21 protein-coding genes, 1 tRNA gene and 1 pseudogene are annotated in these 26,308 nt (G+C 74.0%); 9 read left to right on the top strand and 14 right to left on the bottom strand.

The genetic code is table 11. The features are described from left to right. Positions 1-36: 36 nt before the first annotated feature. From glmU to OG946_RS36075, 3 genes and pseudogenes are all read right to left on the bottom strand, one after another. Complete coding sequence (gene glmU / locus OG946_RS13190) at positions 37-1,515, bottom strand: bifunctional UDP-N-acetylglucosamine diphosphorylase/glucosamine-1-phosphate N-acetyltransferase GlmU (RefSeq protein WP_326796303.1); 1,479 nt, start codon at positions 1,513-1,515, stop codon at positions 37-39. A gap of 112 nt (positions 1,516-1,627) precedes the next feature. Further along, positions 1,628-1,699: transfer RNA gene (locus OG946_RS13185), tRNA-Gln, on the bottom strand. Positions 1,700-1,877: 178 nt separating this feature from the next. After that, positions 1,878-2,109, bottom strand: a pseudogene (locus tag OG946_RS36075) (hypothetical protein); the annotation flags it as partial. 157 nt (positions 2,110-2,266) lie between these two features. On the opposite strand from OG946_RS36075, the gene OG946_RS13175 reads away from it, so the two are divergent. Next, positions 2,267-3,832, top strand: coding sequence for a sensor histidine kinase (locus OG946_RS13175; RefSeq protein WP_326796302.1), 1,566 nt, complete (start codon positions 2,267-2,269; stop codon positions 3,830-3,832). A 51-nt stretch (positions 3,833-3,883) separates the two neighbouring features. On the opposite strand, the gene OG946_RS13170 is transcribed toward OG946_RS13175, so the two are convergent. Beyond that, positions 3,884-4,414, bottom strand: coding sequence for an SUKH-3 domain-containing protein (locus OG946_RS13170; RefSeq protein WP_326796301.1), 531 nt, complete (start codon positions 4,412-4,414; stop codon positions 3,884-3,886). Between the two features lie 3 nt (positions 4,415-4,417). Next, positions 4,418-4,921: a YwqJ-related putative deaminase gene (locus OG946_RS13165; protein WP_326796300.1), complete on the bottom strand. Its 504-nt coding sequence runs from the start codon at positions 4,919-4,921 to the stop codon at positions 4,418-4,420. A gap of 365 nt (positions 4,922-5,286) precedes the next feature. On the opposite strand from OG946_RS13165, the gene OG946_RS13160 reads away from it, so the two are divergent. From OG946_RS13160 to OG946_RS13150, 3 genes are all read left to right on the top strand, one after another. Further along, positions 5,287-6,270, top strand: a complete 984-nt coding sequence (locus OG946_RS13160; protein ID WP_326796299.1) for an SMI1/KNR4 family protein — start codon at positions 5,287-5,289, stop codon at positions 6,268-6,270. A 7-nt stretch (positions 6,271-6,277) separates the two neighbouring features. Then, the gene (locus OG946_RS13155; protein ID WP_326796298.1) at positions 6,278-9,103 is read left to right on the top strand and encodes an SUKH-4 family immunity protein; all 2,826 of its coding nucleotides are present in this window, start codon (positions 6,278-6,280) and stop codon (positions 9,101-9,103) included. A gap of 172 nt (positions 9,104-9,275) precedes the next feature. Then, positions 9,276-10,214, top strand: a complete 939-nt coding sequence (locus OG946_RS13150; RefSeq protein WP_326796297.1) for a hypothetical protein — start codon at positions 9,276-9,278, stop codon at positions 10,212-10,214. A 36-nt stretch (positions 10,215-10,250) separates the two neighbouring features. Here the strand turns inward: OG946_RS13150 and OG946_RS13145 are convergent, their stop codons facing one another. Then, complete coding sequence (locus OG946_RS13145) at positions 10,251-10,853, bottom strand: class I SAM-dependent methyltransferase (protein ID WP_326796296.1); 603 nt, start codon at positions 10,851-10,853, stop codon at positions 10,251-10,253. 99 nt (positions 10,854-10,952) lie between these two features. On the opposite strand from OG946_RS13145, the gene OG946_RS13140 reads away from it, so the two are divergent. After that, entirely contained in the window at positions 10,953-11,555 is a 603-nt protein-coding gene (locus OG946_RS13140) for a helix-turn-helix domain-containing protein (protein ID WP_326796295.1), read from the top strand. 17 nt (positions 11,556-11,572) lie between these two features. Here the strand turns inward: OG946_RS13140 and OG946_RS13135 are convergent, their stop codons facing one another. Then, positions 11,573-12,418, bottom strand: a complete 846-nt coding sequence (locus OG946_RS13135) for a putative RNA methyltransferase (RefSeq protein ID WP_326796294.1) — start codon at positions 12,416-12,418, stop codon at positions 11,573-11,575. 197 nt (positions 12,419-12,615) lie between these two features. After that, entirely contained in the window at positions 12,616-13,653 is a 1,038-nt protein-coding gene (locus tag OG946_RS13130; protein ID WP_326796293.1) for an AraC family transcriptional regulator, read from the bottom strand. A 307-nt stretch (positions 13,654-13,960) separates the two neighbouring features. On the opposite strand from OG946_RS13130, the gene OG946_RS13125 reads away from it, so the two are divergent. Continuing rightward, complete coding sequence (locus tag OG946_RS13125) at positions 13,961-14,587, top strand: hypothetical protein (protein ID WP_326796292.1); 627 nt, start codon at positions 13,961-13,963, stop codon at positions 14,585-14,587. Positions 14,588-14,836: 249 nt separating this feature from the next. Here OG946_RS13125 and OG946_RS13120 read toward each other — a convergent pair whose 3' ends face one another. Continuing rightward, positions 14,837-17,422 carry an ABC transporter permease gene (locus tag OG946_RS13120; RefSeq protein ID WP_326796291.1) on the bottom strand — a complete coding sequence of 862 codons (2,586 nt, stop codon included), beginning with the start codon at positions 17,420-17,422 and terminating at the stop codon, positions 14,837-14,839. 1 nt (position 17,423) lies between these two features. Next, positions 17,424-18,188, bottom strand: coding sequence for an ABC transporter ATP-binding protein (locus OG946_RS13115; RefSeq protein WP_326796290.1), 765 nt, complete (start codon positions 18,186-18,188; stop codon positions 17,424-17,426). Positions 18,189-18,791: 603 nt separating this feature from the next. Here OG946_RS13115 and mfd point away from each other — a divergent pair. After that, positions 18,792-22,346, top strand: coding sequence for a transcription-repair coupling factor (gene mfd, locus OG946_RS13110; protein WP_326796289.1), 3,555 nt, complete (start codon positions 18,792-18,794; stop codon positions 22,344-22,346). A 39-nt stretch (positions 22,347-22,385) separates the two neighbouring features. On the opposite strand, the gene OG946_RS13105 is transcribed toward mfd, so the two are convergent. From OG946_RS13105 to OG946_RS13090, 4 genes are all read right to left on the bottom strand, one after another. After that, entirely contained in the window at positions 22,386-22,820 is a 435-nt protein-coding gene (locus OG946_RS13105) for a TA system VapC family ribonuclease toxin (protein WP_326796288.1), read from the bottom strand. Continuing rightward, the gene (locus OG946_RS13100) at positions 22,817-23,059 is read right to left on the bottom strand and encodes a type II toxin-antitoxin system VapB family antitoxin (RefSeq protein WP_240662138.1); all 243 of its coding nucleotides are present in this window, start codon (positions 23,057-23,059) and stop codon (positions 22,817-22,819) included. The genes OG946_RS13105 and OG946_RS13100 overlap by 4 nt, the downstream gene beginning before the upstream one ends. Before the next feature lie 118 nt (positions 23,060-23,177). Then, positions 23,178-23,576, bottom strand: coding sequence for a putative quinol monooxygenase (locus OG946_RS13095; protein WP_326796287.1), 399 nt, complete (start codon positions 23,574-23,576; stop codon positions 23,178-23,180). Next, complete coding sequence (locus OG946_RS13090) at positions 23,483-23,971, bottom strand: DinB family protein (protein ID WP_326796286.1); 489 nt, start codon at positions 23,969-23,971, stop codon at positions 23,483-23,485. Before OG946_RS13090 ends, OG946_RS13095 begins: the two co-directional genes overlap by 94 nt. Before the next feature lie 215 nt (positions 23,972-24,186). Here OG946_RS13090 and OG946_RS13085 point away from each other — a divergent pair, with 215 nt between their 5' ends. Then, positions 24,187-25,374, top strand: coding sequence for an epoxide hydrolase family protein (locus OG946_RS13085; RefSeq protein WP_326796285.1), 1,188 nt, complete (start codon positions 24,187-24,189; stop codon positions 25,372-25,374). Positions 25,375-25,503: 129 nt separating this feature from the next. Further along, the gene (locus OG946_RS13080) at positions 25,504-26,157 is read left to right on the top strand and encodes an HAD family hydrolase (protein ID WP_326796284.1); all 654 of its coding nucleotides are present in this window, start codon (positions 25,504-25,506) and stop codon (positions 26,155-26,157) included. The last annotated feature ends 151 nt before the right edge of the window (positions 26,158-26,308 follow it).

Below are 26,308 nucleotides of genomic sequence, written 5' to 3'. Positions count from 1 at the left end.
CACCGTACGCCCCGAACGCCCCCGCCTCCCACGCCCTCACCCCGCCTGACCGGCCGCCTCGTCCTCCGCCGGGGCCTCCCGGCGGGCCGCCTCGGCCGCCTGCGCCGCGGCACTCCCCGGCCGCTTACGGGCCACCCAGCCCTCGATGTTGCGCTGCTGACCGCGCGCCACGGCCAGCGAACCCGGCGGCACGTCCTTCGTGATCACCGAGCCCGCGGCGGTGTACGCGCCGTCCCCGATTGTGACCGGCGCAACAAGCATGTTGTCCGCGCCCGTACGGCAATGACTCCCGATCGTCGTGTGGTGCTTGGCCACCCCGTCGTAATTGACGAACACACTCGCGGCACCGATGTTCGTGTACTCGCCGATCGTCGCGTCCCCCACGTACGACAGATGCGGCACCTTCGTCCCCGCGCCCACGTCCGCGTTCTTCATCTCCACGTACGTCCCGGCCTTGGCCCCCTCGCCCAGCCGCGTCCCCGCCCGCAGATACGTGTACGGACCCACGTTCGCCCCCGGCCCGATCTCCGCCCCGTCCGCAACGGTGTTGAGCACCCGCGCGCCCGCGCCGACCACCGTGTCCGTCAGCGTCGACCCCGGCCCCACCTCCGCACCGGCACCCAGGTGCGTCGACCCCAGGAGCTGCGTCTGCGGCTGCACCACCGCGTCCGGCTCGTACGTCACCGCCACGTCGAACCACGTCGACGCCGGATCCACCACCGTCACCCCGGCCAGCATCGCGTCCCGCAGCAGGCTGTCGTTCAGCAGCCGGCGCGCCTCCGCCAACTGCACACGGTTGTTGATGCCCAGGATCTCGCGGTGGTCGGCGGCCGGCGACGCACCCACCCGGTGCCCCGCGGACCGCAGGATCCCCAGCACGTCCGTCAGATACTCCTCGCCCTGGCTGTTGTCCCGCCGCACCTGCGTCAGCGCGGACGCCAGCAGCTTCGCGTCGAACGCGAAGACCCCGGAGTTGATCTCCCGGATCTCCCGCTGCACGGCGGAGGCGTCCTTGTGCTCCACGATCCCGGTCACGGCCCCGGTCGCGTCCTCCCGCACGATCCGCCCGTACCCGGTCGCGTCCGGCACCTCGGCGGTCAGCACGGTCACGGCGTTCCCGTCGGCGTCGTGCGCCGAGGCGAGCCGGTCCAGCGTCTCGCCGGCGAGCAGGGGCGTATCGCCGCACACGACCACGACGGTCCCGTCCAGCGCCACCCCGCTCCCGGCCAGCTCCTCCAGCGCGATCCGCACGGCGTGCCCGGTCCCGTTCTGCTCCCGCTGCACCACGGCCCGCGCCTGCGGCGCGACCTCCCCGAGATGCGCGGTGACGGCCTCCCGGCCGTGCCCGACGACGACGACCAGATGCTCGGGGTCCAGCTCTCCGGCGGCGGCGACGACGTGCCCGACGAGCGAGCGACCACAGATGCGGTGCAGGACCTTGGGGGTCGCGGACTTCATACGGGTGCCTTCGCCCGCGGCGAGTACGACGACGGCTGCGGGGCGGTTCGCGGTCACGGAGGTGTCCTTACGCAGGCGGAATCGGGGGTACGGGCAGGATACCGACGCCATACGCGTGAGTAACGCAAACGGGCCCCGGCGGCGCCGGGACCCGGAATCGGTATGTGGGCTCCCCTGCCTGGACTCGAACCAGGAACAAATCATCCAAAGTGACCCGTGTTGCCGATTACACCACAGGGGATAGCTAATCAGGCTTAAATGGACATTTTCTCTGTCCGCTGCCTGGCGGCCACCACTATGCCGTACCACCACCCTTCAATGCGACGGTAGAGATCCGCGCCCTGCAAGACGCGAACCACGAGGCAACCTCGATAGCTCTGTCCCACGTTCTTGCGCACGGTCACCGGATTGTGCTTCTTGAGGGTCGTCCTTCGCCCGCGGGCGCTTGGTCCACTCCGGGGGTGGTTCGCCTTCCAGGAGGCGGTTGAGCAGGTCGTTGTTGCCGACTTTCAGGTGGTCGCGGATCTGTCTGCGGCTCAGGCCCTCCCTGCGCAGGGCGACCGCCCGGTCGCGTAGTTCCTCGAAGGTCGCCGTGCCGGTGAGCAGGCCGCCCGTGCCGTCGCCCCGGCGGCGTTGTGCTGCGTGGGTCATGGCGACCAGCCTCGCCCGGGGCCCGGGCGGCGGATGCGAATATTCGGTCGATTCGCCAGTTCGGGGCTTACCCGGTGGTTTCGTGTGCGTTCGAATCCGTTGCGTGCTGTTGCACCCGAAGCCTGGCACCGTGCGATCGGCCCTTACGCTGGTTGGTATGACCGCGTCGGGGGAAGCCGTGAGCGAGGTCTCCGGGGGGCGGAGGCCGGTCTGGTGGTGGGCGCGGCGCCGGTCGATGGTGCTGGACGTGGTGCTCGCGGCGGCGTCGGCCGCGGAGTGCGTGGTGCAGGGCGTGCCGTTCGCGCGGGACGCCGGGCTGCCCCTGGGGTTCGGGATCGTGCTGGGGCTCGTCGCGGGCAGCACACTGGTGCTGCGGCGGCGGTGGCCGATCGTCCCGGTGCTGGTGGGCATGGCCGTCACGCCCGCGGAGATGGGCTTCCTGCTGGCCGTCGTCGGCCTCTACACCCTCGCCGCCTCCGACATCCCCCGGCGCATCACCGCGGCCCTGGCCGGGATGTCCGTCTCCGCCGTGATCATTGTCACGTTCGTGCAGATGTACCAGACCTTCGAGGAGCACGACCGCGACTCGCCCTTCGTGCTGGCCGCGCTCGTCGCGCTGCTGATGTCGGTCGGTGTGACGCTGCCGCCGCTGCTGTTCGGGCTGTACGTGGGCGCGCGGCGGCGGCTCGTGGAGAGCCTGCGGGAGCGGGCCGACGGTCTTGAGCGGGAGTTGTCGCTGCTCGCGGAGCGGGCGGAGGAGCGCGCGGTGTGGGCGCGGCGCGAGGAGCGCACGCGGATCGCGCGGGACATGCACGATGTGGTGGCGCACCGGGTGAGCCTGATGGTGGTGCACGCGGCGGCGCTGGAGCGGGTGGTGCTCAACGATCCGGAGAAGGCGGCGCGCAACGCGGCGCTGGTCGGGGACATGGGGCGGCAGGCGCTGACGGAACTGCGGGAGATGCTGGGCGTGCTGCGGATGCCGGCGGGGTCGGTGTCGTCGCCGGGGAGCGGGGCGCCGGGCGGTGGCGAGGCCGTCGTCGGCGCTGCGGCGCCGGGTGGTGCGGCGTCCGGCGCCGCCGCGTCCGGCGGTACGGCGGCGGGGGCGGCCGGTGCCGGGGTTGCGGTGGCCGGTGGCGGTTCCAGCGCCAGGGCCGGGGGTGCCCGGGGCGGTCCGGAGGCCGCCTCCTCCGCGGCCGGTGGTGCCCCCGCCGCCGTTGCCGCCGACGCCGACCGCCCGTCGCGTGGCGGCCCGGCCGCGGCCGAGGCAGCCGCGGGTGCCCGTGCGGGGCAGCGCCCGCGGGACGCCGCGGACGCCGACGCCGGTGGTCCCGGGCCGTGTCTGGACGACCTGGAGTCGCTCATCGGCGAGTCCCGCGCCGCCGGGATGGCCGTGGACTTCGCCGTGGAGGGCGATCCCGGCCCGTACGCCGCCGAGGTGGAGCAGACCGTCTACCGGGTCGTGCAGGAAGCGCTGACGAACGTCCACAAGCACGCCCCGGGCGCGAAGACCCGGGTGCTGCTCGCGCACCGCGTCGCCGAGGTGGCCGTGCTCGTGGTCAACGGACCGTCCGACGCCGCCTCGCAGAGCGCCGGGCTGCCCAGCGGCGGCAATGGCCTGGTGGGCATGCGCGAGCGCGTGACGGGCCTGGGCGGCGGCTTCGTCTCGGGTGCGACGGAGGCGGGCGGCTTCCGCGTCTCGGCCGTGCTGCCCAGCGGGACGTAGCACCCGGCGCATCCCCCGCGGAAGCCCCGCCCGTACGGAGGCCCGCCGCCCCTAGTCCGGCTCCGGCGTCAGGCGCTGCGGTTCGAGTCCGGTCACCAGCGTCACCAGCGCCTCGTCCACGCTCCTGCCCAGGAACCAGTCCCCGGCGTGGTCCAGCGCGTATCCCCTGCCGTCGGCGTCGACCGCCAGCACCGCCTGCGCCGTGCTCCCGTCCGGGGCCAGCTCCGCGCCCAGCGGGCACAGCTCCGTCCGGAGCGCGCGGCCCAGGTCCGCGAGGGTGCGGGTGAGGTGCAGGCCGTGCATCGGGTCCACGTGCAGGTCCGCCGGGCCCAACTGGCGGCCGGGACCCTCGCCGACGACGCGCAGGCCGCCGAACTCCGCCCACGCCTCGACCGCCGCCGGGAACACCGCGTGCACGTGGCCGCCGGGCGACACATGGGCCCGTAGCGTGTCGGCCCAGGTCTCCGCCTGCCTTATGTCCCACCGGCCCGGCTCCCAGCCGGCCGCGCGCAGCGCGCTGTCGACCTCGACGGGGAAGCGCGTGTGGTGCGCGGCCAGGTCGCGCGGGTCCGTGGGGACCACGGCTCAGCCCTCGGCGTGCGCGTCGCCCACGGTGCGCACGCCGAAGTGGGTGAGGAGCGCGGTGCAGGAGCGGCACGGCGGCGCGTACCGCCCGTGCAGCGGGTCGCCGTCCTCGCGGATGTGCCGGGCGGTGATCTTCGCCTGCTTCAGCGCCCGCCGCGCCTCTCCCGCCGACAGCGGCTTGCGCGCGGCGCGCTTGCTGCGGCCGGCCTCGACGGCCGTCAGGTGCCGCGAGAGGAGCACGGCTTCCGGGCAGCGCCCGGTGAACCGCTCGCGGCGGCCGCTGGTGAGCGTGTCGAGGAAGTCCTGCACCAGTGGGTGGAGCAGGGGGCCCTGGTCGGCGCGGCCCGCCGTGCAGGTGAGGGTCTGGCCGCGGACGGAGAGGGCGGCGCCGACGGCCGGCAGGACGCCGTCCCGCCGGCTGGTGAGCCGCGGCACACCGTCGCCGGGCGCCGTGTCGCGCCAGTCTGTGCGGGGGTCGGCCGCCGGGCCGGTCCCCGTCCCCATGTCCGTTTCCATGTATCCGTACGGAGTGTCCGTCACGCCGAACGGGCGTCCCATACCGCCGTATGGATCGCCGCCGGTGAGCGGATCGGCTGTGTCTGAGCGTGCGTGCATAGCGGTAAGAGCCTCCCCCGTGAAACTCCGCTGTCTCGCGTCGTCCAGCTTGCCACATACGTACGACACGACACCCGAGGTGCCTTCCGTACCGGCGTGTGCACACCCCGTGGTCAGGTCCGTGCTGGGCAAGTCCGTCATTGCGGAGCAGATCACGCCGCTTGCCGGGGCGCTCCCTGACCAGGGCAAGACCGCCGGCCGCGGCACCCCATAGGCTGTGTTTCGACGGAGACCAACGGCAGGGGGCACACGCGATGACGTCAGGTCGGCGAGGAACGACCGTCGCACCGCCGAACGCGGCATACGCCGGGCAGGTCGTGAACTTCCCGGACCCGGTCCGGGCTGCCAGACACCCCCGCGGCGTGCGTGTGGACGCCGACGGTTACCCGGACTTCTCCCCGTACGCGCGCGCGGCGGCGGACATCGCCGAGCCCCCCGAGGGCTTCGGCATCGACGAGCTGCGGCTGACGGACTACGTGTCGGCGAACGCGGCGCTGCACGCGCAGGGCCACGAGCTGTGGTCGACGCTGCCGTCCGTGGCGACGCCGCACGGCTGGACCTGGCACCACGTGGCGGGCACCCGCCGCATGGAGCTGGTGCCGGCCGACGTGAAGGCGCTGCTGCGGCACCACGGCGGGCTGGCGACGGCGGCCGTCGACCAGGACAAGCGCGGCACGCGCCCGTTGCAGGAGACGCGGCCGGTGCATTTCACCCTCCCGCGTGACGGCGCTGCGGTCACCGAGGACCAGGTGATGGGCGTCGAGGAGGATCTCGGCTACGGGCTGCCGGGCGCGTACCGCGACTTCCTCAAGGCGGCGGGCGGCTGCGCGCCGGTCGGCGCGGCGCTCGACCCGGAGCTGGGGCTGCTGGTGGACCAGCCGTTCTTCACCGTGCGCGACGAGGCGGCGGTCAACGACGTGGTCTACGTCAACAAGTGCCTGCGCGACCATCTGACGAAGGACTATCTGGGCATCGCGTTCCTGCAGGGCGGGGTGCTGGCGCTGAAGACGAAGGGCCGCAGGCGCGGCAGCGTGTGGTTCTGCCCGTACGACGACGCCCGCGACCAGGGCGACTCGGGCTGGTCGGTCGCGGAGCGGGTGGAGCGACTGCTGCTGTTCTGCGGGGAGGACTTCGACGCCTTCCTCGACCGGCTGGTGGGCGGCCCGCCGGAGTTGGAGACCGTGGCGAATCTGATGGTGGACGGCGGCTTCGCGCGCGCCGTGCCGGTGGAGGGGTGAAGAGGTAATGGTCACCTTCGCACAGGCGCAGGAGCGCGCCGACTCGTGGATCAACGGCGGGGTGCCGCAGCAGCGGCGCCGCGAGGTCAAGGTGCGGGAGTTCGAGCTGGGCTTCGTGGCCTGGGCCGAGATCCCGGCGGGCGGTGAGGTGCCGGAGGGCTCGGGGGCGCGCATGGTCATCGCGCGCGACTCGGGCGACACGACGCTGTGGCCGGCGCTGCCGGTCGGCGAGGTGATCCGGCGCTTCGAGGAGGAGTACGGCGGCGAGGAGGCGGCGGCGCCGCGGGGCACGCAGCCGGGGGAGCGCGTGGACCTGGGGGCGACGTCGTTCCTGCTGACGCCACCGGAGTGGCTCCAGGAGGCGGCGGACCAGATCGGCATTCCGCGGCGTGACTCGGGGTCTTCGGGCTCGTCCGGGTCCGGTGGGTCGGGCGGCCGGCACGCGGCTGCGCCTGCTCCTTCCCCGTCTTCCCCGCCCCCCGCGTCTTCCCCGTCGCCCGTCTCGGCGTCGGCTTCGGGCCCGGGTGCGCCTGCGGCGCAGGGGAGTTCGAGTGCGCCGTACGGGGCCGGGGGTTCCGGTCCCGCTTCGCCGTACGCGGCCGGGGGTGCCGGTGCGCCGGGGGCCTCCTCCGGGTCGGTGGGCCCGCGGGTGGACCCGACGGCGCCCGCGGCGGCGGCGCCGACTCCGTGGAACGACACCAACTCCCGCGGCGACGACGACGCGGCCTCCGTACCTCTGCCGGAGACGGTCCTCTCCGCTCAGCTTCCCGACACCCCGCCGCCGAGCGGCCCGTACCCGCCCCCGCCCGGAGGCGGCAGCTACCCCGGCGCTCCGGGCCCGCACTCGGGCGCGGGCGCTCCGCCCGCCCCGGGTTCCGGCAACTACCCCGGCGCCCCGGCGCCGCCCGGCCAGCCCGCGGCCCCCGGCGCCACGCCCCCTCCGGCCCCCGGCGCCCCACCCGCCCCCGGCTCCGGCGCCTACCCCGGCGCCCCGGGCACCCCGCCCCCGGGCACCCCCGCCCCGCCGGGAGCCCCGAACGCCCCCGGCGCCCCGGGCACTCCGCCCAGCGCTCCCGGCGCCCCGCCCGCCCCCGCGGCACCCGGCACTCCCGCGCCGCCCGCCCCACCTGCGGCCCCCGGCGCACCCAGCGCTCCGGGCGCCCCCGGCGCAGCTCCCGGTGCCCCGGGCGCACCCAGCGCGCCCCACACCCCCTCCGCCCCGCCCTCCAACTCCGGCGGCGGTGCCGCCGACATCGCCGAGCAGGCCACCAGCAAGGCCACCCCCCTCCCGCCCCCGCTCAAGGGCAAGCGGTCCCCCGGCGGTCAGGGCGTACCGCCGCCTCCCGGCGCCCCCGGCACGCCCGGCGCCGGCCGCGGCTCCGGGTCCTCGGCGCCGCCCCCGCCGTCCGCTCCGGGCACCCCGGGCGGCGGCAACGCGTACATCCCGACCCAGCTCGTGTCGCAGGTCGACCCGAGTGCCTCCGCGGGCGGCGCGCCCCCGGGCCCGCCCTCACCCCCCGGAGCACCCGGCGTCCCGGGCGCACCCGCAGCCCCACCCGCCCCCGGAGCACCCGGCGCACCCGGGGCGCCCGGGGCACCCAGCGCACCCCCGCCCCCCGCGCCCGGCCAGCCCGCCCCGCCCCCGGGCGGCGCCCCCTTCGCGCCCGGCGCTCCGGGCGCCCCCGGCGCGCCCCCCGCCGCCGGCCCCGCCCCCTTCCCCCCGGGTGCCCCCGGCGGACCCGGCGCCCCCGCCGGACCCGTACCCGGAGCACCCGGAGCCCCCGCGCCCGGCATGCCGCCCCCCGGCGCCCCGCAGCCCGCCGGCTACGGCTACCCGCCCCCCGGCGTCCCCACCGTCGGCCCCGGCTACCTCGCCGTCCTGCGCTACCGCGCCCAGGACGGCTCCGAGCAGCAGGTCATGCGCCGCTCCGCCCCCGGCACCCCGCACCCCGAGTGGCAGATCCTGCACGAGCTGCGCGGCATGGGCGTACCGCCGCAGCAGGTCCTGGAGCTGCACACCGAACTGGAGCCCTGTGACCTGCCCGGCGGCTACTGCTCCCGCATGATCCGTGAGACCTGGCCGCAGGTGCGGCTGAGCCACACCGCCTCCTACGGCCGCGACCACGCCTCCCGGCAGCAGGGCATGCAGCAGCTCATCGAGCACCAGGGCGAGCTGCACCAGGTCGCCGACGGTCCGGCCCGGCCGCGGCCGCAGCGCGTGCCGCTGCCGCCGCCCGGTCAGATCCCCGTGCTGCCGCCGCTGCCGCCCGAGGGGCTGGGCCACGAGCTGTACCAGGCGTTCGGGCCGCAGGGCGTGTTCCGGTACGACCAGCGGGCCGTGGCCCGGCAGGGCGTGCCGGACATCGTGGCGCAGACGCTCGTGTGGGCCGGGCTGCCGATGGACTTCGGCCCGTTCTTCTGGGGCCAGGCGCAGCCGGGCCGGCCGGTGCCGACGCTGGCGGAGCTGGCGGCGGAGCGGGGTGTGCAGGCGGCGTCCGACGCCGGTTCGTACCTCGTGATGGGCAACGACTTCGGCCGCCAGATGTGCGTCCAGTACGGCACCGCGCACATCGTCGCCGTGCCGCTGGAGGCGGCGCCCGGCGGGGGCAGCGCGCCGCCGCAGTTCGTGAACACGGGGCTGCCGGAGTTCGTGCGCTGCCTGGCGATGCTCGGCCACATGTGGCGGATGCGCTTCGGGCTCACACCGGACCAGGCGGGGCGCTGGACGGTCGACTTCCAGTCGCAGTTGGCGGCGATCGACCCGGCGGCCCTCCAGGGCCCCGACCACTGGTGGTCCGTGGTGCTCGAACAGCTCTGGGACGGCCTGTTGTAACCCTTCGCGGGCAGTACGGGAACGGCCTCACCGGCTCCGCCGGTGGGGCCGTTTCGTATGTTCTTCGACCGATGACCACCTGAAAGGAGTGGGTGTCAGATTATGACCGATTCGCGCGAGTCCTGAAGGATGAGCGCCGACAGTCGACCGGGGACGAGAGGAGCTCGATCAGATGGGCGCCGTGAAGACGTCGGCTCGGGGCTTCGACACCGTACGCGGTGGTCGCGGCTACCATCCCGACCAAGTGGACGCCGCGGTGACCCGCGTGGGCGAGGAGCGCGACTCCGCCTGGGAGCGGGCCGCCCGCCTCACCGTCCTGGAGCGCGAGCTGAGCCAGGAGCTGGAACGCCTCACCGGCGAGCTGGCGCAGGTCAAGGAGCAGACCTACGCGGAACTGGGCGCCCGCGCCCAGGAGATCCTGTACCTCGCCCAGGACCAGGCCGCGGAACTCCGCGGCACGGCGGCGGAGCAACTGCAGCGCGCGCAGGCCGAGACGCGCCAGTACGTCGAGGAGACCACCGCCGAGACCCGCCGCGCCGCCAACGCCCTGCGCGAGGAGGCCGAGGCCCGGCTGCGCAGCGCGCTCGGCGCGGCCGAGCAGGAGGCGGCCGACCTGCTGTCCTCCGCGCACGCCGCGGTCGAGGACACCGCGGGCGAGGCGGCGGCGGCGCTGGCGGAGATGAAGCACCGCACGGCGGCGATGCTCGACGAGGCAAGCCTCGAACGCACGGCGGCGGCACGGCGGCTGGACGAGGAGGTACGGGAGCGGCGGCAGGCCATCGACGACGACCTCGCCACCCGTACCCGGGCCGCGGAGGTGCACCTCGCCGAGCAGCAGGCGGCGCACGCCGAGGCCGAGGCGTACGCGGCCCGCTGCCGCGACGAGGCGGAGGCGCAGGGTGCGGAACTGGTGGCGGAGGCGGTGGGGCAGGCGGAGCAGATCGAGCGCGACACGCAGCGCGCGCTGCGCGAGGCGGAGGGCCGCCGCGAGGAGCTGACGGCGCACATGGAGCACGTACGCGCCACCCTCACGGCGATGACGGGCCGCGCCCCCGACTCCGACCCGGCCACCGGCACGGTCCCGGGCCCCTCGCCCCACGGGGACGACTAGGCGGGAACACGGCCCCGCAAAGGTTGCCGAGGGGGCTCACCGCGGGCGTCGTGCTCTCAGGACGGCGTCGTGGGTGTGGCGGGTGCCTGCGGACGGCGGGGTGGTGCGGGGGCGGGTCTCGTGGACCAGGATGTCCCAGGCCGGTGCGAGAAGTTCGGCGATGTCGCCGGGCTGGTAGTAGTCGGCGGGGTCGAAGCCCGGCTCCCCGTGCCGGGCCAGGTCGGCGGGGGCGTGGGTGGCGAAGAGCAGCGTGCCGCCGGGGGCGACGGCGTCCAGGAGGCCGCGTAGTGCGGCGTGGCCCGGCCGGCGCCTGAGCGGGAAGTAGTGGACGGACACCAGGTCGTAGGCGCCGGTGGGCGGCGGTGCGGCCAGGAGGTCGGCCCGTGTCCATGCCACGCGGCCGTCGACGTCGGTGGCCGCCGCGGCGGCACGCCGCAGGGCGAGCCCGGAGACGTCGACCGCGGTGACCTGCCAGCCCCGCCGCGCGAGCCAGCGGGCGTCGGCGCCTTCGCCGCAGCCGGCGTCGAGCGCCCGGCCCGGTGGCAGACCGGCGGCCTCCGCGACGAGTACGGCGTTGGGGTTGCCGCTGAACACCTGCTCGCGGCCGCGGTACATCGCATCCCAGTACTCGGTGTCCATGTGTCCGGTCCTCTCGCTGTGTGCCGCCACGGTGCCCCCGACCCGGCGAGCCGGCAAAGGTCTTTGCGGAAAGTGCAAAGTGGCCGCACAGTGGGCCCCGTGAGCGATGACGTCGACGCCGTGCTGGCCGCGGTCGGCCCCCGGCTGCGCGAGCTGCGCCGCCGCAGGGGCGTCACCCTGACCGCCCTGTCGGCGACCACCGGCATTCCGGTCAGCACCCTGTCCCGGCTGGAGTCCGGACAGCGCAAGCCGGGTCTGGAACTGCTGCTGCCCCTGGCCAGGGCGTACCAGGTGCCGATCGAGGAGCTGGTCGGCGCTCCGGCGGAGCTCGACCCCCGGGTGTACCCGCGGCCGTTCACCCGGAACGGCATGACCGTCGTCCCGCTGACGCGCAAGCCCGGCGGGCTGCAGGCGTTCAAGCACCTCCTGCCCGCCGGCCTCACCGACGGCCGCGAGCCCGACCCCCGGTCGCACGAGGGCTATCACTGGCTGTACGTCCTGAAGGGGCGCCTGCGCGTCGTCCTCGGCGACAAGGACTTCGTCCTCCGGGAGGGGGAGGCGGCCGAGTTCGACACCCACCTTCCGCACTGGTTCGGCAACGCCGACGAACGCGCCGTGGAGTTCCTCAGCATCCTCGGCCCCCAGGGCGAGCGCGTCCACGTCAGAGCCGCCTTCCGTCCCGACGATCCCGATCGCCTCTGAGCGGCCGCGGGCCCCGTTCACCGCCGCCGGTAGGCGGTGGCCAGCACCGAGACGGTGACCCGGCCCGGCGGAGGTCCTTCCGTACGGGACGGGTGGCGTGCGGTCGGTGTCATCGCCACCAGGTCCAGGGCCTCCGCCGCGGTCAGGTGGACGGGGTAGTCGATCCGCTCGGTGGCGGCGGCCTCGAAGAAGGGGTCGAGCGCGCGGTGCAGCCGCTCCTCCTTCGCCGGGTCGACGGTGACCATCGCGGGCCGCCGGTCGCGCAGTTCGGCGAGGTGGCGCCCGGTGGGGCGGAGCACGACCAGCCGGCCGGCCGGGCGCAGCACGCGGTGGAACCCGGCCGCGTTGCGCGGGGCGAAGACGTTCAGGACGACGTCGGCCGCGCCGTCGGCCAGCGGCAGGGGGCGGAAGACGTCGGCGGCCACCGCGGCGGCCCGGTCGTGGGCGCGGGCGGCGGCGCGCAGGGCGCGTACGGAGGTGTCGAGGCCGATGCCGCGGGCGCCGGGCAGCAGGTCGAGCACGCCGGCGAGGTAGTGGCCCGTACCGCAGCCCGCGTCCACGACCGTGGCCCGCGGCCGGGACACCGCCGCGGCCGCCAGCCGGGCCGCGGCCGCGCGCAGTGGTTCGTACGCGCCGGCGGCCAGGAACCGGCTGCGGGCGCGCACCATGTCCGCGTCGTCGCCGCTGGTGGCGCGGGCGCCGGTGAGCAGGCTGACGTAGCCGTGGCGGGCGAGGTCGAAGGCGTGTCCTGCCGGGCAGCGCAGGGCGCCGCCTTCGGGGTGCAGACGGCGGGTGCGGCGGCACGTGGGGCAGCGCAGCACGTCGAGCGAGCGGGCGAGGGCAGGGGGAAGCGGTACGGGCACGGGGCGCTCCTGGCACGGGCGGACGGGGACCGTGCCTGCGTGCGCGCGCGTAACGCCGCTGCCCGGGAGGCGGGCGGCGGAGGAACGCGGGTCACCCGGCAGGCACGCCGGGGAGGGCGACGCCGGCCGGCGTCGCCCTCAGTGCCTTCCGCTCAGAGGAAGCAGTGCGGACCGCTCGTGAATGCCACGCGACGAGTCTACGAGCCGCCCGCAAGGGGTTCGGGAGACGCCGTCGGCGAAGCCGCCGGGTCGCCGTGCCGGTACTCCCGGGGCGTCACCCCGTACGCCGCGCGGAAGTTGCGCGAGAACGCCGCCGCGTGGATGTAGCCCCAGCGGGCCGCGATGCGGTGTACGGGCACCGCCGCGAGCACCGGGTCGCCGAGGTCGCGGCGGGCGTGTTCGAGGCGCTGGCGGCGGATCCAGCCCGCGACGGTCTCGCGGCCCCCGGTGTGGGCGCGGAAGATCCGGTGCAGGTAGCTGACGGAGACGTGGTGGGCGTCGGCCACCGACTGCGGGGTCAGCTCCGGGTCCTCCAGGTGGTGGCGCATGAAGTCCACGACGCGCACCAGCAGCGCGTGCTGGCGGTGCTCCGGGTCCAGCGACTCCGGTGTCAGCGCCTCCAGTTGGTGGGCCAGGTGCGCGTGCACCAGGTCGAGCACGGCGGTGCCCAGCCGGGCGGTGTCGGTGGGGCGGTAGACGGCAGCACTGCTCAGCACGTGGCCGACGGTGCCCGCCAGCAGCGCGCCGGGGCCCTGGTCGCCGGGGAGCTCCCGCCCGACCAGCCGCCGGAGGCTGCCGGCCGGGAGCGTCAGCCGGTCCTTCGGAATGGTGACGACCAGCGCGTCGAAGGTGCCGCAGGCGTCCGCGGGACGGCAGTCGAAGCCGTTGAGCCGCGTCCCGTCGTGGAAGTACATGCCGCCCGGCCGGCAGACGCCCGTGCGGCCGTCCCAGTCCGTGTGCAGCGAGCCCTGCAGGGGCATGAGGAACTGGTACGTGTCGTCGTCGACGTCCGCGGACTTGCGGCGTACGTGCACCGGGGAGAACCTGCGGGCCGCGACCTGGATCCCGCCCAGCCCGATCTCCAGGTCCTCGGCGAGGAACCCGGTGCCGTCCCAGCGTTCTCCGCCCGCCTCCCGGGCGGTGAACCCCTCCATCCGCGAGCACATCCGGTTCGTCCAGTGCGTGAACCGCTCCGGTGCCGGTACCTCGTCGCTGCGGAACTCTTCCCCGATCATGCCTGCCTCCACCCCGACTGCCCCCCGAGGCAAGGACACCGAGCCTAGAGCATCCGTTTACCCGCCCTTTACCCGGACCGCGGGACCGCGCGGAGTGCGCCTGAGGTCGACGCATCGTCAAGAAAGTGTCCTCAGAGCGTCAATGACCCGGCCGGGGCCCTGCTGCCACCGTGGGTCGGGACACGAATCTGCGCGTGCGGTGACCGCTCGTGTCCCTGCTTGCGTGCCTCTCATGCACGACCAGCACGAGAGACCGCGCGCGCCACCGCGCATTTTCGAAAGGCAACCCCCAGTGAACCGAACTCGCATGACAGTGCTGGCGGCGGTCAGCGCCGCCGCTCTCGCCCTCACCGGCTGCTCGGACGACGACTCCGACTCCTCCGCCGCGGACCAGGAGTCCTCGCAGGAGGCCGCGCCGGAGCCCGAGGAGGAGCCGGCGGCCGAGGAGGAGAGCCCGGCCGCCGCGCCGAAGGAGGTCGAGGTCACGCCGCCGGGGACGAAGCTGAAGATCGGCGAGCAGGCGATCGTCCCCTACGACAGGGCGGGCGCCACCGGCCACATCGGGATCACGGTCACCGGGGTGTCGGACGTGGACAAGGCGGCCTTCGACGCCGCGCTCGGGGAGAACGGCGACGCGGACATCACGCCGTTCTGCGTCGAGTTCACCGTCGAGAACGCGGACGGCAGCGACCTGGGCGGCTCGTACCCGCCGGACCTGATCGGCACCACCGCGGACGGCGGCGACCCCGGGGCCACGGTCTTCGGCGCGGACGTCGAGGGGTGCGCGGAGGGCCAGGCGCCCGACGAGTTCGCCGAGGCGGGGGCCTCGTACGAGACGAAGCGGCTCCAGGGCGCCGGTCCCGGCGCCAGCGTCGCGGGCGCCTCGTACGAGGAGGACGACTACCGGGACGAGCCGATCGTCTGGACCCCGTAGCCGCCGACCTGCAACAGAGGCCGCAGACAGCGGCAGCCGGCAGCGATCGACAACAAAAGTCGACGACAGAGGCCGGCAACAGAAGCAGGGCCGGCGATCCCACCCCCGTAGGGTCGCCGGCCCGTACGGGAGCCGCCCGCGGCGGCTCCGCCAGACCGCCCTTCCCGGATACCGCCCGTACCGGGAACGGGCTCGGGGCCCGGCGAACGCCCACCAAGCTCCGCCGGGCCCCTCCACCGCGTACCGCCGCTACTCGGTCGCGATGGCGTTCAGCACGTTCATCCGGCCCGCCCGGAACGCCGGGACCAGCGCCGCGAACAACCCGACGACCGCCGAGCCCGCGAACACCACCCCGATCGTCGGCCAGGGGATGTCGAGCACCTTCAGGCCCTCCAGCGCCAGCAGTTGCTGCGCCGCCGTGCCCCACGCCAGCCCGAGCCCGAGCCCGAGCAGCGCGCCGAACAGGGCGATCACCACCGACTCCAGCCGGATCATCCGGCGCAGTTGCCTGCGCGACAGCCCGATCGCGCGCACCAGCCCGATCTCCCGGGTCCGCTCGACCACCGACAGGGCCAGGGTGTTGACGACCCCGAGGACCGCCACGATGATCGCCAGCGCCAGCAGCCCGTTGACGAGGTTGAGCATCTGGCCCACCTGGTCCTTCAGGGTCTGCTTGAAGTCCGTCTGGTCGCGCACCTGGTACTGCGGGTACGGGTCCATCAGTTCCTTCAGCGAGGCGTACGCGGCCTCCTCCTGGCCGTCCTTCGCCTTGCCGAACATGATGTCGTCGAACGGCAGGTCGCCCGCCTTGATGTAGTCCCGCGCCGTGGTCAGGTTCAGGTACGCCGCACCCGAGTCGAGCGTGGTCTCGGAGGAGGTGACCGCGCGCAGCGTCAGCTCCGCGGTGCCGCCGTCGGCGAAGTCGACGGTGAGGGTGTCGCCGAGCTTCAACCCGTGGTCCTTGGCGAAGTCCTCGCCCACGGACATGCTGTCCTTCTTGTAGGCGTCGGCCAGGTCGCCGCGCACGGTCTCGGACCTGAGGTCCTGCGCGTACGTCGCGGAGGCGGCGGTCAGGCTGTACTCCTTGACGGTCTTGCCGTCCGGCAGCGTCAGGTCCGCGTCGAGCGCCTTGTAGTGCGTGACGTGCTCCATGTGCGGGGCGCCGTCGAGGACCTTCGCGGCCTCCGGGACGATCGGCTGACCTCCGTCGTCTTGGATGATGAAGTCCGCGCCCACCGACTTGTCCAGCTCCTCCGTCGCCGAGGCGACCATCGAGGACCCGACCACCGACAGGCAGGCGACCAGCGAGAGACCGATCATCAGCGCCGAGGCGGTCGCCCCGGTGCGCCGCGGGTTGCGCAGCGCGTTCCGCTCGGCCATGCGGCCCACCGGGCCGAAGATCCGCAGCACGCCGGCCGCGAGGGCCCGTACCAGCAGACCGGCCAGCACCGGCGCGAAGACGATGAAGCCCAGCAGGGACAGCAGCACGCCGCCCGCGAGGTACATCGCGCCGTCGGCGGCCTCGTCGACGCGGGTGGTGAGGAAGAGCAGCCCGCCGCCGCCCGCGGTGAGCAGCACGCCCAGCGCGGTCCGTACGGCACCCGCCTTGCGGTCGCCCGGCGTGCCGGCGTCGCGCAGCGCGGCCATCGGCGAGACCTTGCCCGCCCGGCGGGCCGGCAGCCACGCGGCGAGCACGGTGACGACGACGCCGAGGAGAATGCCGACGGCGGGCGTGGTGGCGTTGATCGTCAGGTCGGCGGTGTTCAGCTCCATGCCGACCGCGCCCATGAGCTTCATCAGCCCCACGGCGATGCCGATGCCCGCGCCGACGCCGAGGACCGAGCCGATCACGCCGAGGAGCAGCGCCTCGACGAGCACCGAGCGGTTGACCTGGCGGCGGCTGGACCCGATGGCCCGCAGCAGCCCCAGCTCGCGGGTGCGCTGGGCGACGAGCATCGAGAAGGTGTTGACGATGAGGAAGATGCCGACGAGGACGGCGATGCCGGCGAAGCCGAGCATGGCGTACTTCATGACGTCCATGAAGCTGCCGAGGTCGTTCTTGTTCTCCTCGACGACCTCGTCCTTCGTCTGCACCTTGAGGGGCTCTGCGGAGTCGGCCACGGCCTTCCGGACGTCGGCCCTCAGCGCTTCGTTGGAGACGCCGGCCTCTGCGGTGAGGTTGACCGAGGAGAAGACACCGGGCTTGCCGAGGAGCTTCTCCTGCGCGGTCGCGGTGTCGAAGTAGACGATCGTCGCGCCCGGGTTGGTGATCTTGAAGGTGGCGATGCCGACGACCTCGGAGGTGAACGAGCCGGGGGCGGCGATCGTACGGATCTTGTCGCCGATCTCGACTCCGTGCTTGTCGGCGGCGTCGGCGTCGATGACGACCTCGGTGGGCCCGCGGGGCTCGTGGCCCGAGGTGATCTCGGTGGTTTCGAGCTCCAGCCGGTCCCAGTTGGTGCCGATGGTGGGGGCGCCGGTGGTGGAGCCGAGGTTCTCGTTGTCGGCGTCCGCGACGGTGATGGCGTCGTTGGACACCTCGCCGTCGGCGGCCTTGACGCCGTCGACCTTCTCCACCCGCGCCAGGTCCGCGGCCGGCATCGTCGGTTGCGGCTTGCGGCCCCAGTCGCCGTCGTCGTTGTCCGCGGCCTTGGGGCTGACGCGGACGTCGGAGGCGGACGCCTTGAAGAGCCGGTCGAAGGTGGTGGTCATGGTGTCGGAGAAGACGAGCGTGCCGCACACGAACGCCACCGACAGCACGACGGCGACGGCGGAGAGCGCCATGCGTCCCTTATGGGAGAAGAAGTTGCGCATGGAGGTCTTGAAGACGGTCATCTCAGGCCACCCGGCCCCGCGCGTCGAAGGACTTCATCCGGTCGAGGACCTGCTCGGAGGTGGGGTCCCACATCTCGTCGACGATGCGGCCGTCGGCGAGGTACAGGACGCGGTCCGCGTAGCCGGCGGCGACCGGGTCGTGGGTGACCATCACGATGGTCTGGCCCAGCTCGTCCACCGAGCGGCGCAGGAAGCCGAGGACCTCGGCGCCGGCGCGGGAGTCGAGGTTGCCTGTCGGCTCGTCGCCGAAGATGATCTCCGGCCGGGAGGCGAGCGCCCGCGCCACCGCCACGCGCTGCTGCTGGCCGCCGGAGAGCTGGCTCGGGCGGTGCTTGAGCCGCTCGGCCAGGCCCACGGTGCCCACCACGCGCTCCAGCCACTCGCGGTCGGGCTTGCGGCCCGCGATGTCCATGGGCAGCGTGATGTTCTCCAGGGCGTTGAGGGTGGGCAGGAGGTTGAACGCCTGGAAGATGAAGCCCACGCGGTCGCGCCGCAGTTGGGTCAGCTTCTTGTCCTTCAGCCCGGTGATCTCGGTCTCGTCGATCCAGATGCGGCCCGCCGTGACCGTGTCGAGGCCGGCGAGGCAGTGCATGAGGGTCGACTTGCCGGAGCCCGAGGGCCCCATGATGGCGGTGAACTGGCCCCGGGCGATATCCACATCGACGTTGTCGAGAGCGAGGACCTGCGTCTCCCCCGAGCCGTACGCCTTGGTCACCTGTCGCGCTCGTGCGGCGACGGCCGTGCGCGCCGCTACAGCCGTGGTCACTGTCGTGTCTCCTTCGTCTGCGGAACCGCCCTGCGGAACCTGTTCGCGCCGCTGCTGCGGCGCTGCTTCGTCGTGTGTATGAGTCTGGTGAGCGGGGGCCGGGAAATCCCTGGTGCCTGGCGCCGTATCGGGTGTGGGGATATCCCCACCCCGCTCCTGGGGAAGGACCCCCTGCCCGGCCCGTCGTCTGTCTCGTCGACTCGCCTGACCAGGCTAGATAGCCTCGCGGCCGGTCCCGTCGGCCGGACGGAGGAGCCCGCCCCTGCTTTCCGACGGGGGCGGGCCCTTAGGGGTGCGCGGGGCGGTACGGGCCGGGGGTCGGGGTTCCGCGGCGGCACCTGCGGCTTCGGGCCGAGGGCGCGGGGCGCTGCGGGGGTACGGCGGGTACGGGGCCGGGGGCGGGCGCGGGGCGAGGGGGCGCGGCGGCGGGCGGCCTGGCGCGCCGCCGCGGTGGCGGTCCGGCCGCTTGGGGCGCCGGGTGTCGGTGGAGCGTCGTACGCTGGAGACCCCCGGGGCGTCCGCCGCCTCGGGCTGTTCGCGTTGCCCGCGGCGCCAGCCGCCTGCCCACCCACCCAGCACCCAGCCACCCGGAGCGGATGCCCCATGAGCCTGTACGGCCTGCTCGACGCCGTCGTCCGCGACCCCGCGCTCGCCGAGGCGGTGACCGCCGCGGAGGGCGGCGCCCGGCCGCAGGTCGACCTCGTCGGCCCGCCCGCCGCCCGCCCCTTCGCGCTCGCGGCGCTCGCCGCGCGTACCCGGCGCCCGGTGCTCGCCGTCACCGCCACCGGCCGCGAGGCCGAGGACCTGGCCGCCGCCCTGCGCTCGCTGATGCCGCCGGGCCGCGAGGACGCCGTGGTGGAGTACCCGGCGTGGGAGACCCTGCCGCACGAGCGTCTTTCGCCCCGCTCCGACACCGTCGGCCGCCGCCTCGCCGTGCTCCGCCGGCTCGCGCACCCGGACCCCGACGACGCGGCCGCGGGCCCCGTCTCCGTCGTCGTCGCGCCCGTACGCTCCGTGCTCCAGCCGCAGGTCAAGGGCCTCGGCGACCTCAAGCCCGTGGCGCTGCGCAGCGGCCGGTCCGCCGACCTGGAAGAGACGGTGCAGGCGCTGGGGGCGGCCGCGTACAGCCGGGTGGAGCTGGTCGAGAAGCGCGGCGAATTCGCCGTGCGCGGCGGGATCCTCGACGTGTTCCCGCCCACCGAGGAGCATCCCCTGCGGGTGGAGTTCTGGGGCGACGACATCGAGGAGATCCGCTACTTCAAGGTCGCCGACCAGCGCTCCCTGGAGGTCGCCGAGCACGGCCTGTGGGCGCCGCCGTGCCGCGAGCTGCTGCTGACGGGCTCCGTCCGGGCCAGGGCCGCCGACCTCGCCGTACGGCACCCGCAGCTCGGCGAGATGCTGGGGAAGATCGCCGAGGGCATCGCGGTGGAGGGCATGGAGTCCCTGGCCCCCGTCCTCGTCGACGACATGGAGCTGCTGCTCGACGTGCTGCCCGCCGGCAGCATGGCGGTGTCCTGCGACCCGGAGCGGGTGCGGACCCGCGCCGCGGACCTGGTCGCCACGTCGCAGGAGTTCCTCCAGGCGTCCTGGGCCGCCTCCGCGGGCGGCGGCGAGGCGCCGATCGACCTGGAGCTGCTGGGCCGGGCCTCGCTGTGGGGCATCGCCGACGTCCGCGAGCACGCGCGCGAGCTGGGCATGATGTGGTGGTCGGTCAGCCCCTTCTCCGCGGACGCGGAGCTGGAGGAAGACACCTTGGAGCTGGGCCTGCACGCGCCGGAGGTCTACCGGGGGGACACCGCCCGCGCGCTCGCCGACACCAAGGGCTGGCTCGCCGACGGCTGGCGCGTGGTCTACCTCACCGAGGGCCACGGCCCCGCGCAGCGCACCACCGAGGTCCTCGGCGGCGAGGGCATCGCCGCCCGCCTCGACGCGGACCTCGCCCCCGACGCGCTCGCGCCGTCCGTCGTGCACGTCTCCTGCGGCGAGCTGGACCACGGCTTCGTCGCCCCCGGCCTGCGCCTCGCGGTGCTCACCGAGACCGACCTGTCCGGCCAGAAGGCCGCCGGCCGCGAGGGCGCGCGGATGCCCGCGCGGCGGCGCAAGCAGATCGACCCGCTGACCCTCCAGGCCGGCGACTACATCGTGCACGAGCAGCACGGCGTGGGGCGCTACCTGGAGATGGTGCAGCGTACGGTCCAGGGCGCCACCCGCGAGTACCTGCTGGTGGAGTACGCCCCCGCCAAGCGCGGCCAGCCGGGCGACCGGCTCTACATCCCCACCGACCAGCTCGACCAGGTCACCAAGTACGTCGGCGGCGAGGCCCCCACGCTGCACCGGCTGGGCGGCTCCGACTGGGCCAAGACCAAGTCCCGGGCGAAGAAGGCCGTCAAGGAGATCGCCGCCGACCTCATCAAGCTCTACTCGGCGCGCATGGCCGCCCCCGGCCACGCCTTCACGGGGGACACCCCGTGGCAGCGCGAGCTGGAGGACGCGTTCCCGTACGTGGAGACGCCGGATCAGTTGTCCACCATCACCGAGGTGAAGGAGGACATGGAGAAGCCGATCCCCATGGACCGCCTCGTCTGCGGCGACGTCGGGTACGGCAAGACGGAGATCGCGGTGCGGGCGGCGTTCAAGGCGGTGCAGGACGGCAAGCAGGCCGCCGTCCTCGTACCGACGACGCTCCTGGTGCAGCAGCACATGGGCACGTTCTCCGAGCGGTACGCGCAGTTCCCCGTGGTGGTGCGCGCGCTGTCGCGGTTCCAGACGGACGCCGAGGCCAAGGCCGTGCTCGACGGGCTGCGCGAGGGCTCGGTGGACGTCGTCATCGGCACGCACCGGCTCTTCTCGTCCGACACCCGGTTCAAGGACCTGGGCCTGGTCATCGTGGACGAGGAGCAGCGCTTCGGCGTGGAGCACAAGGAGCAGTTGAAGAAGCTGCGCGCCAACGTCGACGTGCTGACGATGTCCGCCACCCCCATCCCGCGCACGCTGGAGATGGCCGTCACCGGCATCCGCGAGATGTCGACGATCACCACCCCGCCGGAGGAGCGGCACCCGGTGCTGACCTTCGTCGGCCCGTACGAGGAGAAGCAGATCGGCGCCGCCATCCGCCGCGAACTGCTCCGCGAGGGCCAGGTCTTCTACATCCACAACCGGGTGGAGTCCATCGACCGCGCCGCCGCCCGGCTGCGGCAGGCCGTGCCGGAGGCGCGGGTCGCCACGGCGCACGGGCAGATGTCGGAGTCGGCGCTGGAGCAGGTGGTGGTCGACTTCTGGGAGAAGAAGTTCGACGTGCTGGTCTCCACGACGATCGTGGAGAACGGCATCGACATCTCCAACGCCAACACCCTCATCGTCGAACGCGGCGACACCTTCGGCCTCTCGCAGTTGCACCAGTTGCGGGGCCGCGTCGGCCGCGGCCGCGAGCGGGGCTACGCGTACTTCCTGTACCCGCCGGAGAAGCCGCTGACGGAGACCGCGCACGAACGCCTCGCCACCATCGCGCAGCACACGGAGATGGGCGCCGGCATGTACGTGGCGATGAAGGACCTGGAGATCCGCGGCGCGGGCAACCTGCTGGGCGGCGAGCAGTCGGGCCACATCGCGGGCGTCGGCTTCGATCTGTACGTCCGGATGGTCGGCGAGGCCGTCGCCGACTACCGCGCGACGCTGGAGGGCGGCACGGAGGAGGCGCCGCCGCCGGAGGTCAAGATCGAGTTGCCGGTCGACGCCCACGTCCCGCACGACTACGCCCCGGGCGAACGGCTGCGCCTGGCGGCGTACCGCGCGATCGCCTCGGTGACGTCGGAGGACGACATCCGCGCGGTCCGCGAGGAACTCACCGACCGCTACGGCCCCCTCCCGGAGCCGGTCGAGAACCTCCTGCTGGTCGCGGGCCTGCGCATGCTGGCCCGCGCCTGCGGCGTCGCGGACATCACCTTGCAGGGCACCCGCATCCGCTTCAGCCCGGTGTCGCTGCGGGAGTCGCAGGAACTGCGGCTGAAGCGGCTGTACCCGGGCGCGGTGGTGAAGCCGGCGCTGAACCAGATCCTGGTGGACCGCCCGAAGCCGAAGCAGATGGGCGCCCAGCCGCTGAAGGGCCGCGAACTGCTGGCGTGGGTGGGTGAACTGCTGACGACGATCCTGGACTCGTAGGGGCGGGGGCGGCGGCCGGAGCCGGGGCCGCTGCGGGCGTCACCCTTGCAGGGGATTGCGCACCCGGACTCCGGGAAACCGGCTGAAGTCCCGGTCGGCGGACCACAGTTCCCGTACGCCGTGCATGCGGCACAGTGCGGCGACCCGCCCGTCGTGCACCATGGGCCCGGCGACCTTGCCCTGCTCCAGCGCCTCGCGGAGCACCGGCCAGTACCCCGTGCCCTCGGCGAGGAGGACGGCGGTGGGGGACTGCAGCCAGGCGTCGATCTGGGTCAGCGCCTGGCCGGTGGTGCTCGGCGGCTGGTAGATGCGCGGGTGGGTGGCGACGGAGAAGAACTCGTGCAGACACGGCCACGGCAGCGCCCACGGGACCGATCCCTCGGCGAGCCCCCGTACGGCGGCCGCGGCCGCGTCGTGGAACGGGCTGTCCGCGCGGTGGGCGTAGACGAGCACGTTGGTGTCGAGTGCGATCACGCCCGGTCCCCGTAGGCGAGGTCACGGATCTCGTCCCAGCTCGCCCCGCGCACGTCCCGCTGCAGCCCGTCGCCGGTCACGCTGGCATCCCGCAGAGTGAAGGCGGCGCGGTCGGCCTCTTCCTCCAGGACGGCGCGCAGGCCCTGCTCGATGAGGGCTTTGAGAGTGGTTCCCTTGCGTCGGGCCGTCCGGCGCGCCTCGGTCAGCAGCGCGTCGGAGATGTCGACGGTGGTCTTCATATGGCTCACCATACCCATTGACCCATACTCCCATACATGATGACACTCCGTGTCGGATTATCACCCTGCGTACGTGTGTGTGAATCGCGGTGACTCGGCGTTCGGTGCGCCTGTGGCGCTACGGGGCCTCGATGCCGGAGATGCGGTACTTGTGGACGTCGGCGTCGAGGATGCGGACGGACTGGTCGGCGTCCGGGCCCGTGCCGCGGAAGCGGAGGACGTCCTCGTCGGTCTCCCACCGCTCGTAGACGTTGATCCGGTCCGCCTCGACGGGGTCGGGGGAGAGCGCGAAGTCCAGACAGCCGGCGGCGGTGCGCGCCTGCGTGACGACGTTCGCGCAGCCGGCCAGATAGTCGTCCCGTCGTCGGACCCCACATCTGGGTCCGCCACCACCTGCGGTGACGGAAGGGGGTCGCCGTCCCGTCAGCGGCCCGTCGCGCCGTCGATTTGTTCGCGGAGGATGTCCGCGTGGCCCGCGTGGCGGCCCGTTTCCTCGATCATGTGCGTCAGCGCCCACCGTACGCTCGGCGCCTTCCCGCCCCGCCGCGGTACCTGTGCGCCCAGGTCCGTGCAGTCGTCGAGCACCCGGTTCGCGCCCGTTACCGCCTCGCGGTAGTCCGCGACGATCTCCGCCACGGTCGACGCCGCCGGGGCCTCGAACGTCGACGGCCAGTCGGTGACCCGTTCGCCCAGGAACGTCGCGCGTTCGACGTACGTGAGGTGGTGCAGCAGGCCCAGCAGGTTCGTACCCGACGGGACTCCCGCCGTGCGCACCTGCGGTTCCGGGGCGGACTCGACCTTCGCGGCGATCGACGTCCGCAGGTAGTCGAGGAAGCCGCGCAGCGTCTCGGCCTCCGTGGCTCCGGTACGGGGCGGCGGGGTGTCCCTGCGGCGGGATGCGGCGGTGGCCATGGGGTGTCCTGCCTTTCGGCGGTCGGCGCTCGGTGGTCCGTCTCGGCGGTCGGCGGTCGGCGGTCGGCGGTCGGCGCTCGGCGTGAGCCTCCGGTACGTCGCCAGTCTCCGCACCCCCGCCCCATCCCGCGAGAAACCTTGCCGTTCCGGCAAAGCCCCCGTGCCCGTAGCGGATGAACCGAAGCCGCCCCGACCCCGGCGGTAAGGTGCGTCGCATGCCGGATGCCCCGTCCCGCCCCGAGCCGTTCACCCCGCACACGGAGCCCGCGGCGCTGGACGACCTCCGTGCGAGGCTGCGCGCGACCCGCTGGCCGGACGCGCCCGAGGACGCCGGCTGGTCGATGGGCACCGACCTCGGCTATCTCCGTGAACTCGTCGGCTACTGGGCGGACGGTTTCGACTGGCCGGCGCAGGAGGCGGCGCTCGCCCGGCTGCCCCGCTTCCGCGTCCGGCTCGGCGGCCTCGGGATCCACTTCGTACACGTACGGGCCGCCCCGCCACCCGCAGGGGTTGCCGCCCCCGTCCTGCCGCTCGTCCTCAGTCACGGCTGGCCCGACTCCTTCTGGCGCTACACGAAGGTCATCCCCCTCCTGACCGATCCCGGTGCGCACGGCGCCGACCCCGCCGACGCCTTCGACGTCGTCGTCCCCGACATGCCCGGCTACGGCTACTCCGACCGCCCCGCAGGCCCGCCCCTTGACTCCATCGCCGTCGCCGGCCTCTGGGCCCAGCTCATGGACGTCCTCGGCTACGCGCGCTTCGGGGCGGCGGGCGGCGACATCGGCAGCCACGTCAGCCGCTACCTCGCGCTCGACCACCCCGACCGGGTCGTCGCCGTTCACCGTACGGACGCGGGCGTGCCCGTCCCGCCCGGCGACCCGGCGGACCTCGCCCCCGAAGAGCGCGCCTGGTTCGAGTCCGTCGCCGCCTGGGCCGCGAGCGAGGGCGCGTACGGCGCCATGCACCGCACGAAGCCCCAGACCGCCGCCTTCGGGCTCGCCGACTCGCCGGCCGGGCTCGCCGCGTGGATCGTCGAGAAGCTCCGGGCGTGGAGCGACTGCGACGGCGACGTCGAGCGCTCGTACACCAAGGACGAGATCCTCACCAACGTCACGCTCTACTGGCTGACGAACACGATCGGCTCGTCGATGCGCATGTACCGCGCGAACGGCGCGATCAAGCCCGCGCAGCTCGCGCGCCGCGTCGAGGTGCCTTCCGGCTTCTCGCTCTTCCCCGGCGACATCGCCCGCCCGCCGCGGGCCTGGCTTGAGCGCACCGCGAACGTCGTGCGGGTGACCGAGCCGGCGCGCGGCGGGCACTTCGCGCCGTTCGAGGAGCCTGAGTTCTACGCGGAGGAGTTACGCGCCTTCTTCCGCCCGTACCGGGCGGCGGCGACGGGCTGAGGCCGACGGTCCCGGACTTCGCGGAACCGGCCGACGCCGTGACCCACTCCTGCTAGCTTCTGGCCACGCCGGCCCGAGCCCCGCGCCCCACCGCCCGCTGCCCGCCGCCCCCGGCGCGAGAGGAACCCCTTGCCCCCGCCACCCCCCGCCGCCACCGTGCTCTTCGACCTCGGCAACGTGCTCTTCTGCGATCCCTGGGAGACCCTCCTCCTCACCCCGGGCACCGGACTCGCCGACCGCCGAGGGCTCGACCGCGAGCGCGTACGGGCCGAGGGGACCGAGCTGTGGGCGCGTTACAGCCTGTCCGCCACCGCCGAGGAGAGCTACTGGGCCGAGCTGTCCGCCGCCCTGCGGATCCCGCTGACCCGGGAGTTCGTCCGGTCGCTCGAAGAGGAACTCCTCCTCCCGCACCCGGAAGCCGACCGCATACTGGCCGCCGCCGCGGCCTCCGGCCGGCGCATCGGCATCGTCTCGAACAACACCACGTTCTGGTACGCCAAGCAGGCCGCGGCACTCGACCTGCTCCGCTTCGTGGACCCGGCGCTCGTCTTCCTCTCGTGCACCGAAGGCGTCAGCAAGGGAACGCGCCCCGGACTGCTGGAACTCGCCGCCGACCGCACCGACCCCGCCCGTACGCTCGTCGTCGAGGACCGGCCGGCCCATCTCCGCCGCGCCGCCGGACTCGGCTTCGAGACGCTGGAGTTCTCCCTGGCGGCGTCGGTACGGGATCCTTCGAATCAGTTGCTGGAGAAGCTGTCAGATGCCTCAGGTCCCCGCCGGTGAGAACCCCCCGCCGCCCCTCCCCGGCCCGCGCGCCGAGTCCTTATCCCCGGCAGACGGCGGAGGCGGAGGCGGAGGCGGAGGCGGAGGCGGTGTCGAGGTCGGGGACGGCGGAGACGGCGGCGACCGCGGTGCGGCCCACCGCGCCGATCCC

This window comes from Streptomyces sp. NBC_01808 (assembly GCF_035917395.1).
GTDB lineage: Bacteria > Actinomycetota > Actinomycetes > Streptomycetales > Streptomycetaceae > Streptomyces.
This window is presented reverse-complemented; position numbering and strand designations above follow the sequence as displayed.